The sequence below is a fragment of the Paracoccus sp. SY genome (assembly GCF_002901215.1).
Lineage (GTDB): Bacteria > Pseudomonadota > Alphaproteobacteria > Rhodobacterales > Rhodobacteraceae > Paracoccus > Paracoccus acridae.
This window is the reverse complement of the sequence record NZ_NWMQ01000005.1, coordinates 55,547-66,636: the sequence shown is the minus strand read 5'-3', so window position 1 is coordinate 66,636 and position 11,090 is coordinate 55,547. Positions and strand designations below refer to the sequence as shown.

At 65.6% G+C, this 11,090-nt stretch carries 14 protein-coding genes; 9 read left to right on the top strand and 5 right to left on the bottom strand.

What is annotated here, in order from left to right; genetic code table 11:
• Positions 1–61: 61 nt before the first annotated feature.
• Complete coding sequence (locus CK944_RS06275) at positions 62–577, top strand: murein L,D-transpeptidase family protein (RefSeq protein ID WP_103172197.1); 516 nt, start codon at positions 62–64, stop codon at positions 575–577.
• A gap of 57 nt (positions 578–634) precedes the next feature.
• Here CK944_RS06275 and CK944_RS06270 read toward each other — a convergent pair whose 3' ends face one another.
• A complete protein-coding gene (locus CK944_RS06270) occupies positions 635–1,147 on the bottom strand; it encodes a CAP domain-containing protein (protein WP_103172196.1) in 513 nt (170 codons plus the stop codon).
• 221 nt (positions 1,148–1,368) lie between these two features.
• On the opposite strand from CK944_RS06270, the gene CK944_RS06265 reads away from it, so the two are divergent.
• Entirely contained in the window at positions 1,369–2,031 is a 663-nt protein-coding gene (locus CK944_RS06265; RefSeq protein ID WP_103172195.1) for a L,D-transpeptidase, read from the top strand.
• A gap of 90 nt (positions 2,032–2,121) precedes the next feature.
• Here CK944_RS06265 and CK944_RS06260 read toward each other — a convergent pair whose 3' ends face one another.
• From CK944_RS06260 to CK944_RS06250, 3 genes are all read right to left on the bottom strand, one after another.
• Positions 2,122–2,691, bottom strand: coding sequence for a hypothetical protein (locus CK944_RS06260; RefSeq protein ID WP_103172194.1), 570 nt, complete (start codon positions 2,689–2,691; stop codon positions 2,122–2,124).
• Between the two features lie 93 nt (positions 2,692–2,784).
• Positions 2,785–3,813 carry a ferrochelatase gene (hemH, locus tag CK944_RS06255; protein WP_103172193.1) on the bottom strand — a complete coding sequence of 343 codons (1,029 nt, stop codon included), beginning with the start codon at positions 3,811–3,813 and terminating at the stop codon, positions 2,785–2,787.
• Complete coding sequence (locus CK944_RS06250) at positions 3,810–4,649, bottom strand: SAM-dependent methyltransferase (RefSeq protein ID WP_103172192.1); 840 nt, start codon at positions 4,647–4,649, stop codon at positions 3,810–3,812. Before CK944_RS06250 ends, hemH begins: the two co-directional genes overlap by 4 nt.
• 31 nt (positions 4,650–4,680) lie before the next feature.
• On the opposite strand from CK944_RS06250, the gene CK944_RS06245 reads away from it, so the two are divergent.
• The 3 genes from CK944_RS06245 to CK944_RS06235 all read left to right on the top strand — a co-directional run bounded on the left by CK944_RS06245 (position 4,681) and on the right by CK944_RS06235 (position 6,309).
• Positions 4,681–5,418, top strand: a complete 738-nt coding sequence (locus CK944_RS06245) for a double zinc ribbon domain-containing protein (RefSeq protein ID WP_103172308.1) — start codon at positions 4,681–4,683, stop codon at positions 5,416–5,418.
• Positions 5,419–5,451: 33 nt separating this feature from the next.
• Positions 5,452–5,721, top strand: a complete 270-nt coding sequence (gene grxC / locus CK944_RS06240) for a glutaredoxin 3 (RefSeq protein WP_103172191.1) — start codon at positions 5,452–5,454, stop codon at positions 5,719–5,721.
• A 114-nt stretch (positions 5,722–5,835) separates the two neighbouring features.
• Positions 5,836–6,309: a MarR family winged helix-turn-helix transcriptional regulator gene (locus CK944_RS06235; RefSeq protein WP_103172307.1), complete on the top strand. Its 474-nt coding sequence runs from the start codon at positions 5,836–5,838 to the stop codon at positions 6,307–6,309.
• Here the strand turns inward: CK944_RS06235 and ubiG are convergent.
• Entirely contained in the window at positions 6,306–7,034 is a 729-nt protein-coding gene (gene ubiG, locus CK944_RS06230; RefSeq protein WP_103172190.1) for a bifunctional 2-polyprenyl-6-hydroxyphenol methylase/3-demethylubiquinol 3-O-methyltransferase UbiG, read from the bottom strand. The genes CK944_RS06235 and ubiG overlap by 4 nt on opposite strands.
• 48 nt (positions 7,035–7,082) lie before the next feature.
• On the opposite strand from ubiG, the gene pip reads away from it, so the two are divergent.
• The 4 genes from pip (at position 7,083) to CK944_RS06210 (ending at position 11,082) form a co-directional block, all read left to right on the top strand.
• Entirely contained in the window at positions 7,083–8,069 is a 987-nt protein-coding gene (pip, locus tag CK944_RS06225; RefSeq protein ID WP_103172189.1) for a prolyl aminopeptidase, read from the top strand.
• Between the two features lie 124 nt (positions 8,070–8,193).
• Positions 8,194–8,820, top strand: a complete 627-nt coding sequence (gene rimP / locus CK944_RS06220) for a ribosome maturation factor RimP (RefSeq protein WP_103172188.1) — start codon at positions 8,194–8,196, stop codon at positions 8,818–8,820.
• Between the two features lie 3 nt (positions 8,821–8,823).
• A complete protein-coding gene (gene nusA / locus CK944_RS06215; protein ID WP_103172187.1) occupies positions 8,824–10,443 on the top strand; it encodes a transcription termination factor NusA in 1,620 nt (539 codons plus the stop codon).
• Between the two features lie 18 nt (positions 10,444–10,461).
• The gene (locus tag CK944_RS06210; protein ID WP_103172186.1) at positions 10,462–11,082 is read left to right on the top strand and encodes an RNA-binding protein; all 621 of its coding nucleotides are present in this window, start codon (positions 10,462–10,464) and stop codon (positions 11,080–11,082) included.
• Positions 11,083–11,090: the final 8 nt, after the last annotated feature.

The following is an 11,090-nucleotide window of genomic DNA, read 5'->3' as shown; positions in this document are numbered from 1 at the left end:
CAGATCCCACTGGCTTGTGATATGAAACGACCATAAAAAACCAAAAATGTCAGAGGCAGTGATGTTCAAGCCAACGCGCCGCGCCGTCGCCTTTTCCTTGCTTGCCTTCGTGGCGGCCTGCGGCAAACCGGAAAGCAAGTTCAAGGCCTATAACGGCCCCGCCGTGACCCAGGTCGTGGTCAACAAGGGCGCCCGGAAGATGTATCTTCTGCATGGGACGACCGTGCTGAAATCCTATGACGTGGGCCTGGGCAACGTGCCCGTGGGCCACAAGCAGTTCGAAGGCGACGGCAAGACCCCGGAAGGGATCTATTACATCGACCGCTTCAACCCGCGCAGCCGCTATCACCTGTCTGTCGGAGTCTCCTATCCGAATGAACGGGACACGGCCTTGGCGGCCGCATTGGGCCGGCACGCGGGCGGCGACATCTTCATCCATGGACGCGGCCCCGACGGCAACCGCTTCGCGCCCAAGAACCGCGACTGGACGGCAGGCTGCATCGCCGTCAAGGACGAGGAGATCGAGGAGGTCTATGCGATGCTCCGCCCCGGCGTGCCGATCGTCATCAATCCCTGATCCGGCTGGATTGCCCCGGAATGGACAAGGCCCCGGACGATCCGGGGCCTTTTGCATTCAGCTGCCCGTCAGCAGCGTCCACCACAGCTTGCCCGAGGGTTCCTGATACCAGGCAAAGCCCAGATTCGTGGCGGCCGGGTCCATGATGACATCGCGCGTATCGCGGGTGCCCATCCAGGCGCTCAGCGTCTGCATGTCGTTTTCATAGGATTCCGAGATGTTCTCGCCGACGACATTGCCGAAATAACCCGCCCGGCGCGCCCGGTCCAAGGGCGAGGATCCGTCCGACCCCCAGTGCCAGGCCCGGTTCTGGGCCGACATGTCGCGCGAATGTGCCAAGGCCGCCGCGGACAGTTGCGGGTTCAGCGTCAGGGCCGGCGCGGCGATGTTTGCCCGCAGCGTGTTGATTTGCTGCAACACGCGGATCGGAATTTGCTGTTCCTCGGCGGCGCTGATCTGGTTGCCCGTGGGCATCGCCTGCCCGCCCGGCGCGACCGGAGGCAGGCTGCGCGGCTGGCACGCCGCCAGCGCCATCAGCGACAGGGCCGCGATAACCTTGAAATTCGGCATTTTTCCGCCATCCCTCGTTTTTCTTGTGCGCAGATCTATCGAATGGCGCCCGACCGATCAAACCCACGAATTCGTGAAAATCGCCTTTGTGGCATCTTCGCGTCCACGGCACTTTGAATTGATGGAATCGCTGGCCCGGCTTATAGAAATCTCCTGCCGCATGAGGCGGAGTGGTCAAGGCCGTCCAGCAAGAACGGTCATCCTTCGAAGGACATGGGAAGATGAGCAAGTCATCTGCAATCAATCGCCGGACCTTCCTGGGTTCGGCCGCAGCCTTGGGGGCTGCGGGTCTGGCATTGCCGTCGTTCGGCCAGCAGATCGACCCTTATACGGGCCAGCCGATCTATAGCGCGACACCCGGCGCGATGCCCGGCGCGACCCCGGACGCGGGTGCGGTCCAGTACGACCCGGCCGCCGATCAGCGCCACAACATTTCCAGCTTTTCGGCGCAAAGCTGGCAGCCGCATTTCCAGAACCTCACCAACGGTGCGATCCTGTGCGATCTGACCTCGCGTGCGGTGCATTACTGGTCTGAAGACGGCAACACCTACCGCGTCTATCCCTCGTCCATCCCGGTCAGCGAGGATCTGACCCGCACCGGCCGGACCGAGATCATCAAGAAGGTCGAAGGCCCAAGCTGGTCGCCCACCCCCGAGATGAAGGCCCGCAACCCCGAATGGCCGGATTTCGTGCCGCCGGGACCGGACAATCCGCTGGGCACCCATGCGCTGTGGCTGAGTTGGCAGTATTACCGCATCCACGGCACCCATGACACGCGCAAGATCGGCCGCAAGTCGTCGAACGGCTGCATCGGCCTGTATAACGAGCATATCAAGGAACTGTATACCCTGACCAAGATCGGGACGCAGGTTCTGGTGATCTGACCCGACAAGCACAGCCCCATCGAACAGTGAAAGGCCGCCGGTCCAGCCGGCGGCCTTTTCGCTGGGCATTCTTTGGGCTCGGAACGTCCCCTACCGGGCGTTGGACCGCTCTCGCGCGGGGCGCTCGCCGGCGTGATCGAATGCTCCGGACGGGGCAGTGTCGCGTTCGGTATGGGCCAGGGCCTGCTTGCCCTGATCAGCATCGGGATCGTTCGGATGCAGCGGCCCGCCCTCCTCCAACATCGGGGAAGGCCGGTCGGTCGCCTGCTTTGCGGCAAGCGCCTTCTGCGCCAGCTCGACCTGATCAGGCTGCGCATCTTGGAGTTCATCCGCCGCGCCATCCGCACGACGCCGGTGACGCTCGGCCATTGCCCGGTTCAGGGCGTCGTTCAGATAGTCCAGCTTGCTCCGCGTGCCTTCGTTGCCGCCTGCGGCCGTCGCGCCCGAAGGGGCTGCCTTGCCTCGCGCCTCACGACCCTGACGGTCGCCGATGTCACGCGCCCGGTTGCGTCGTTCGCGCAAGCGAGACACCAGATCGGATAGATCCTGGTCGGACAATTGGCCCAGTCCGGGCTGGCGGGACTGGTTGGCCAGTTCCATTTCATCGCGGCTCAGCGCGCGCTGTTCCTCGGGGGTTGCAGGGGCATCCAGTCTGGTCATCCGTTCCTCCTGTGTTGGACACCAAACCGACCCCCAGCCAAGGGGTTCCAGACAGGATAAACCCGTCAGGATCACGTTTTCTTAGGAAAAACGTCAGATCCAGCCCGCGATGTTCTCGCGCACGACCTCCAGCATCGCCTCGATATGGGCGGGATCGTCGTTCAGGCAGGGGATATAGGTGAAGTCCTTGCCGCCCGCGTGTTCGAAGCTTTCGCGGATCTCGCCGTTTATCTCCTCCAGCGTCTCGATGCAGTCGGCCGCGAAGGCGGGCGAGATGACGGCGATGTCGGTGATGCCGCGTTTCGCCAGTTCGGCCACATGTTCGACCGTATAGGGGCGCAGCCATTCCTCGGTCCCGAAGACGGACTGGAAGGTCGTGTCGATCACACCGTCGGGCCAGCCCAGCGCCTCTTTCAGCAGGCGCGAGGTTTTCTGGCACTGGCAGTGATAGGGATCGCCCTCCAGCAGATATCGTTTCGGCATCCCGTGATAGCTGGCGACCAGCTTGGCCGGCACCTTGTCGCCCAGCTTCCGGCGGACCGACGCCGCAAGGGCCGCGATGTAATCGGGCCGGTCGAAGTAAGGCTCGCAGGTGCGGACCGCGGGCTGCCATTTCTGCGCCATCAGCGCCCGGAACAGCTGGTCGTTCGCGGTGGCCGAGGTCGCGCCCGCATATTGCGGATAAAGCGGCAGGAACACGATCCGCTGGCAGCCCGCCTTGACCATCCGGTCCAGCACGTCGGGGGTCGAGGGGTTGCCATAGCGCATGCAGAATTCGACCATCACGCTGTCGCCCCATTCGGCCTGGGCGCGTTCGCGCAGGGCCTCGGTCTGGGACCGGGTGATGGTCATCAGCGGGCTTTCGTTCTTGTCCTCGTTCCAGATCAGCTTGTAGTTCTTGCCCGAGGTGAAGGGCCGCTTGGTCAGGATGATCCCCTGCAGCAGCGGCTGCCATTTCCAGGCCGGATAGTCGATCACCCGCTTGTCGGACAGGAATTCGTTCAAATAGCGGCGCATCGACCAATAGTCATAGCCGTCCGGCGTTCCCAGGTTGGCGATCAGGATCCCCGTCTTCTTCCTGGGGATCGAGGGGTGGTCTGCGGGCGCATGGGCTGGCTTCATGTCTTCCTGGTCCTGATTTCTTTCAGCGCGTCTTCAAGTCGTGTCGTGGCCGATCCCGGCCGCAGCGGCTTGGGCTGCGTCTCCGAGGGCGACCATCCGGTCAGAAAAACCAGATCGAATGTCGTGGCGATACGGGACGGATCGTCGCGGTCGGCATGGTGTTCCGCCATGATCGCGGCGGCGCGGGCAAAGACCGCGCGTCCCGTCGGGCGGCGCAGGCGGGCGGCCATGGCGTTTCCCTCGCCCATGGCGCGCAGGTCATGGGCCAGGTGGAACAGGTCGCGATAGCTGGCCTTTTGGGTGACCAGATCGGCCACCGGCAGGGCCAGCCCGGCGCGGCCCAGCAGCCCGCCCATGTCGCGGATTTCCCCCATCGGCAGGATCCGGGGGGACAGGCCGCCCGTCATCTCCACCTCGGCCTGGGCCAGGGCGGCGCGCAGTTCCTGCAGGGTCTGGCCGCCGAAGCAGGCGGCGATGAACAGCCCGTCCTCGCGCAGGGCGCGGGCGCATTGAACCATCTGGCCCACCGGATCGTCGGCCCAGTGCAGCGCCATGGCGTGGACGACCAGATCATGCGCGCCGGGTTGCAGATCAAGCACGGGTTCGTCGGAAACGACGCGAGCATCGGGAAGGACCTGTGCCCAGAAGTCAGGAAAACCCGTCACCACGGCGGGTGCGGTAAACCTTCTGTTAATCTCGGACAGCCTATCCTGGATCTCGTCGGCGGCAAGCCGGTGCAGGATATCGGCAAAGCCCCGACGATTCGCCCGGTCCCGCTGGCGCAGCAGCGCGGGGCGGTCGGTCAGGGTCGGACGGTCTTGTGCGGGTTTGGTCATGGGGATGGAACATAGGGTGCTTCAGGGGGCGATGAAAGGCGCGTTGCGCCTGCTTTATCCGCCGCAATGCGTGGCGTGCAGCACCCCCGTGACCGGCGGGGCCGAAGGACCGGGGCAGCTTTGCCCGGCCTGCTTTCCCGAAACGCGGTTCATCACCGGCGCGGCCTGCGCCCGCTGCGGAGTGCCGCTGCCGGACGACGGGACGGGCGCGGATGATCCAACGCTGACCTGCGACGACTGCCTGTCGATGGCGCGGCCTTGGCAACGCGGGCGGGCGGCGATGGTCTATTCCGGTGCGGGGCGCAAGCTGGTGCTGGCGCTGAAGCATGGCGACCGGCCGGATCTGGCGCCTGCGCTGGCGGCATGGCTGGCCCGCACGGCGGCGCCCCTGATTGACGCCGACACCATCGTGGCGCCGATCCCGCTGCATCTGCGGCGGCTGCTGAAGCGCCGGTACAACCAGGCGGCGCTGATATCCGCGCGGGTGGCACGGACCCACAAGGCATTGCACCTGCCCGACCTGCTGCTACGGTGCCGCCATACGCCCGGTCAGGACCATCGCGGCGTCGGGGACCGTTTCGCCAACATCGCCGGGGCCCTTGCCGTGAACCCCCGGCGCGTGGCGGCATTGCGGGACCGGCCCGTGCTGCTGGTCGATGACGTGATGGCATCGGGCGCGACCATGGCCGCGGCGACGGATGCGCTGCTGGCGGCGGGATCAGGGCCGGTTTCGGTCGCGGTTCTGGCAAGGTCGGTCAAGGATGACTAGGTATGGGGTCACAAAGGAAAGGAACCGCACCCCATGACCCAACCTGCGATCACCATCTATACCACGCGCACCTGTCCCTTCTGCATCCGCGCCAAGGGCCTTTTGCGCGAAAAGAACGTGCAGTTTGACGAAATCGACGTCGGCGCCGATCCTGCGGTCCGCGCGCAGATGACCCAGCGCGCCCATGGCCGCCGCACGGTCCCGCAGATCTTCATCGGCGAGCGCCATGTGGGCGGCTGCGACGACCTGTTCGACCTGGAACGCCAAGGCAAGCTGGACGGCCTGCTGGCAGGCGCCGCCTGACGGCGCGGTTGACGCAAGGTCCGGCGATTGTCGGACTTGACCAAGGGCCATGGGGCGGGGCACGGTCCCGGCTTCGCCCCGCCCGCGAACCCCACATTTTCTTCTTCTGGATCCATGCCCTTATCCGCGACCGATACCGACCGTCCCAAGGCCAATGACCGGCTTGCCGCAAGCCTGTTCGCCGAGGTATTGATCGCCGAGCAGTTGTCGCGCAACCTGATCGGCAAGGCCCTGCCGCGCGGGATGCAGATTTCGCATTTCTCGGTCCTGAACCTGCTGGCGCATGTGAACGAGGAACGCACCCCCGCCCAACTGGCCCAGGCCTTTCATGTCACGCGCGGGGCGATGACCAACACGCTGTCGCGGCTGGAATGGGCGGGCCATGTCCACATCCGCCCCGATTGGGACGATGCGCGGCGCAAGTTCGTGTCGATCAGCCCGGCGGGCCGGGCGGCGCGGGACGCGGCCATCGCCGCCTTCATGCCCCTGATCGCCGAGGTGGTGCGCGACATCGGCGCCGACAAGGTGCGCACCGCCCTGCCCGTCCTGCGCGAATTGCGCATCCGGCTGGAGGGCGAGGACGACTAGGCCTCTCGCCGCGCCGTGAGGATATAGTTCACCGACAGATCGCGATCCGACAGCGACCAGCCGAAGCTGAGGGGGTTGAAGACCATTCCCCGGCGGCCCAGGACCGACAGGCCCGCGCCGCCGGCCATCCCCGCAAGTTCGTCCGGGGTGATGAAGCGCGACCAGTCATGCGTGCCGCGCGGCAGCCAGCGCATGATCCATTCCGCCCCGATAATCGCCGCGCCGAAGCTGCGGGCCGTGCGGTTCAGCGTGGACAGGATCACCAGCCCTCCCGGCCGGACCAGGTCGCGGCAGGTGGCGATGAAGCTGGCCGGGTCGGCCACATGCTCGACGATTTCCAGCGCCAGGACCACGTCGAAGACCTCGCCCGCCATCGCCTCGGCCGTGGTGGCGCGATAGTCGATGGCAAGCCCCTGCTGCCGGGCGTGAAGACAAGCCACCGCGATGTTGCCCTCGGCCGCATCCGCGCCCACGACATCGGCGCCCAGCCGCGCCATGGGCTCGGCCACCAGCCCGCCGCCGCAGCCGATATCCAGCACCCGCAGGCCCCCGAAGGGGCGCAGATCGCGCCTATCCCGCCCGAACTCGCCCGCGATCTGGGTCGCGATGTAATCCAGCCGCACCGGGTTCATCAGGTGCAGCGGCCGGAACTTGCCCCTGGGATCCCACCATTCCGCGGCCATCGACTCGAACTTGGCGATCTCGGCGGGGTCGATGCTTGTCATGGTCCGGTCCTTCTGGCAGGCGGGTCTGTCAGGCCTTATAGTAAGGTGATGGACCGATTGGCAGGACAAAACGCCGCGACACATGGCCGCCTTCACCCAGGCGCCGAGGCCTTTGCCCGGCATATGCTGGACGTGGGCGACGGACACCAGATCTATGTCGAGGAAAGCGGCAACCCCGAAGGCCGGCCGGTGCTGGTCCTGCATGGCGGACCCGGCGGGGGATGCAGCCCGTTCATGCGGCGCTTCTTCGACCCGGCCCATTACCGCGCGATCCTGTTCGACCAGCGGGGCTGCGGCCGGTCGCGGCCCCAGGCCTCGGTCCATGCCAACACCACCCCGCACCTGATTGCGGATATCGAGGTGATCCGCCGGACCCTGGGCCTCGAATCGGTCCTGCTGTTCGGGGGAAGCTGGGGGGCGACGCTGGCCCTGGCCTATGCCCAGGCGCATCCGAAGCGGGTGACCGGCCTGATCCTGCGCGGCGTCTTCCTGGGCACGCAGGGGGAACTGGACTGGTTCTATGGCGGCGGCGCGGGGCGGTTCTTTCCCGATCTCTGGGCACAGTTCCGGGACCCGATCCCGGAAGCGGAACGGGGCGATCTAATCGCCGCCTATCACAAGCGGCTGTTCTCGGCTGACGTGGGGCGCCAAGGCCGCTTTGCCCAGCCTTGGCTGATGTGGGAAAACGCCCTGGCGGGTCTGCAATCGGCCGCCATCAGCCATGCGCCGGCCGATTACGCCCGTGCCTTCGCGCGGCTTGAAAATCACTACTTCATGCACCGCTGCTTCCTGGACGAAGGCCAGCTTCTGCGGGACCGGCACCGGATCGAACACCTGCCCGCCGTGATCGTGCAGGGCCGATACGACATGGTCTGCCCACCCCTCTCGGCCTGGCGCCTGGCGGATGGATGGAAAGGCTGCGATCTGCGCATGATCCCCGCCTCGGGACATGCGCTGTCCGAGCCGCGGATCTCGGCGGAACTGGTCAGGGTGATGGACGAGATCGCGGCCCAGGACCGGGCAAAACCACTTTAAACTTGATTATCACGTTTTTTGTGCTAAATACCGCCTCAACAGCGGCGCAGGCTTCCACCCCCTGCCCACCGGCGCTTTCCGCATGGCCCGCTTGACGGGCCTTTTTCACATCCGAAGGGATCTCATGTCGAACGATCTGATTGCCAAGACCGCCATCGACCGGCGTCTGGCCGAGATCATCGCCCCCGTGATCGAGGATCTGGGATTCGAACTGGTCCGCGTGCGTCTTCAGGGCGGCAAGACCGCGACCCTGCAGATCATGGCCGACCGGCCCGAAGGCGGCATCAACGTGGACGATTGCGGCGACATTTCCGTGGCCGTCAGCGCCACCCTGGATGTCGAGGATCCGATCGAGGACAACTATCACCTGGAGGTCAGCAGCCCCGGCATCGACCGGCCCCTGACCCGGATAAAGGATTTCGAGACCTTCGAGGGCTACGAGGCGCGGCTGGAAACGAACCAGGCCATCGACGGGCGCAAGCGGTTCAAGGGCGTGCTGGCCGGCGTCGAGAAAGGCGAGGGCGGCGACGAGGTCCTGCTGAACATCGAGGAAGCGGGCGAGGTCCAGACCATCGGGCTGCAGTTCGACTGGCTGTCCGACGCCAAGCTGGTCCTGACGGACGAGCTGATCCGCGAAATGCTGCGCCAGAAGAAAGAGGCCGGCGTCCAGATCGACAACCTGGACGAAAGCGCCTTCGACGAGATCGAAACCGAAGACAACGACGGCGAGAACGCCGATGCCAAGGAGTGAGTGATGGCAATCACCTCTGCCAACCAGTTGGAACTGCTGCAGACCGCCGAAGCCGTCGCGCGCGAGAAGATGATCGAGCCCGAGCTGGTCATCGAGGCGATGGAGGACAGCCTCGCCCGTGCCGCCAAGTCGCGTTACGGCGCCGAGATGGACATCCGCGTCAAGATCGACCGCAAGACCGGCAACGCGACCTTCACCCGCGTCCGCACCGTGGTCGAGGATGACGCGGTCGAGAATTATCAGGCGCAGCTGACCGTCGAGCAGGCCCGCCCCTATCTGGACAACCCGCAGGTCGGCGATGAGATCACGGATCAGGTGCCTCCCGTCGAACTGGGCCGCATCGCCGCGCAATCGGCCAAGCAGGTCATCCTGCAGCGCGTCCGCGAGGCCGAGCGCGACCGCCAGTACGAGGAATTCAAGGACCGCGCGGGCACCATCATCAACGGCGTCGTCAAGCGCGAGGAATACGGCAACATCATCGTCGATGTGGGCCGCGGCGAGGCGATCCTGCGCCGCAACGAGAAGATCGGCCGCGAAAGCTATCGCCCGAACGACCGCATCCGCGCCTATGTCAAGGACGTGCGCCGCGAATCGCGCGGGCCGCAGATCTTCCTGTCGCGCACCGATCCGCAGTTCATGGCCGAGCTGTTCAAGATGGAGGTGCCGGAAATCTATGACGGCGTCATCGAGATCAAGGCCGTGGCCCGCGACCCCGGTTCGCGCGCCAAGATCGCCGTGATCAGCTATGACAACTCGATCGACCCGGTGGGCGCCTGCGTGGGGATGCGCGGCAGCCGCGTGCAGGCCGTCGTGGGCGAATTGCAGGGCGAGAAGATCGACATCATCCCCTGGAACGACGACCAGGCCACCTTCCTGGTCAACGCGTTGCAGCCCGCCGAGGTCAGCAAGGTCGTCTTCGACGAAGAGGCCAACAAGATCGAGGTGGTCGTTCCCGACGAGCAGTTGTCCCTGGCGATCGGCCGTCGCGGCCAGAACGTGCGCCTGGCCAGCCAGTTGACCGGCCTGGATATCGACATCCTGACCGAGGAAGAGGAATCCAAGCGCCGCCAGGCCGAATTCAACGCCCGCACCCAGTTGTTCATGGACGCCCTGGATCTGGACGAGTTCTTCGCGCAGCTTCTGGTCGCCGAAGGCTTCACCGACCTGGAGGAAGTGGCCTATGTCGATCTGGACGAGCTTCTGTCCATCGAGGGCGTGGACGAAGGCACGGCATCCGAATTGCAGGCCCGCGCCCGCGACGTCCTGGAGGCCCGGAACAAGGCCGCGCTTGAAAGCGCCCGTGCCCTGGGGGCCGAGGACAGCCTTATTGAATTCGAGGGGCTGACCCCCCAGATGGTAGAGGCACTGGCCAAGGACGGCGTCAAGACGCTGGAAGATTTCGCGACCTGCGCCGACTGGGAACTGGCCGGTGGCTGGACCACCGTGAACGGTCAGCGCGTCAAGGATGAAGGACTGCTGGAACCGTTCGAGGTGACGCTGGAAGAAGCGCAGAACATGGTGATGACCGCCCGCGTTATGCTGGGCTGGGTCGATCCCGAGGAACTGAACAGCAGTGACGACGCCGAAGCCGGCGACGACATCGACGAGGAGGCCGGGGCGTGATGCCCCGGATTTGCCCGCTTGAGTCGCGGTGGTCGCATCAAGGATAACGATCAGCCCGAAAGGCGCTGCATCGTCACCGGGGAAGTCCAGCCCAAGGCTGGACTGATCCGTTTCGTGGCCGGGCCGGATGGCCAGGTCGTGCCGGATCTGGCGGAAAAGCTGCCGGGTCGCGGCATCTGGGTCAGCGCGGATCGCGCGGCCATCGACAAGGCGGCGGCCAAGGGGTTGTTCTCCCGTGCCGCGAAGGCTCCGGTCAAGGCCCCCGAAGGCCTGGCCGATCTGGTCGAGGCGGGCGTGGCACGTCGGCTGGTCGAACTTGTGTCGCTGGCGCGCAAGTCGGGCCGTGCGGTGGCCGGGTTCGAAAAGGTCAAGGGCTGGCTGGCCGAAGGGCGCGCAAAGGTGCTTTTGCAGGCCAGCGACGGGTCGGATCGCGGCAAGGGCAAGCTGTGGACGCCTACGGGCGGACGCTGGTTCGGTTGCCTGACCGCATCAGAATTGGGTTTGTCCTTCGGGCGCGATCATGTCATACACGGCGCGCTTGCGGCGGGTGGACTGACGGACAAGGTGATCTTGGAAGCCGGCAGACTGACGGGTCTGCGCGGGCATGACGGCGGCAATACGGCGGCCGGGAAGGAATGAAGACGCAG

Coding starts and splice junctions, on each gene's coding strand:
- grxC (WP_103172191.1), top strand. CDS start 5,452: ATGACCCAACCTGCGATCACCATCTATACCACGCGCACCTGTCCCTTC.
- CK944_RS06265 (WP_103172195.1), top strand. CDS start 1,369: ATGAGCAAGTCATCTGCAATCAATCGCCGGACCTTCCTGGGTTCGGCC.
- rimP (WP_103172188.1), top strand. CDS start 8,194: ATGTCGAACGATCTGATTGCCAAGACCGCCATCGACCGGCGTCTGGCC.
- CK944_RS06275 (WP_103172197.1), top strand. CDS start 62: ATGTTCAAGCCAACGCGCCGCGCCGTCGCCTTTTCCTTGCTTGCCTTC.
- ubiG (WP_103172190.1), bottom strand. CDS start 7,034: ATGACAAGCATCGACCCCGCCGAGATCGCCAAGTTCGAGTCGATGGCC.
- CK944_RS06260 (WP_103172194.1), bottom strand. CDS start 2,691: ATGACCAGACTGGATGCCCCTGCAACCCCCGAGGAACAGCGCGCGCTG.
- nusA (WP_103172187.1), top strand. CDS start 8,824: ATGGCAATCACCTCTGCCAACCAGTTGGAACTGCTGCAGACCGCCGAA.
- CK944_RS06245 (WP_103172308.1), top strand. CDS start 4,681: ATGAAAGGCGCGTTGCGCCTGCTTTATCCGCCGCAATGCGTGGCGTGC.
- CK944_RS06270 (WP_103172196.1), bottom strand. CDS start 1,147: ATGCCGAATTTCAAGGTTATCGCGGCCCTGTCGCTGATGGCGCTGGCG.
- CK944_RS06235 (WP_103172307.1), top strand. CDS start 5,836: ATGCCCTTATCCGCGACCGATACCGACCGTCCCAAGGCCAATGACCGG.
- CK944_RS06250 (WP_103172192.1), bottom strand. CDS start 4,649: ATGACCAAACCCGCACAAGACCGTCCGACCCTGACCGACCGCCCCGCG.
- hemH (WP_103172193.1), bottom strand. CDS start 3,813: ATGAAGCCAGCCCATGCGCCCGCAGACCACCCCTCGATCCCCAGGAAG.
- pip (WP_103172189.1), top strand. CDS start 7,083: ATGGACCGATTGGCAGGACAAAACGCCGCGACACATGGCCGCCTTCAC.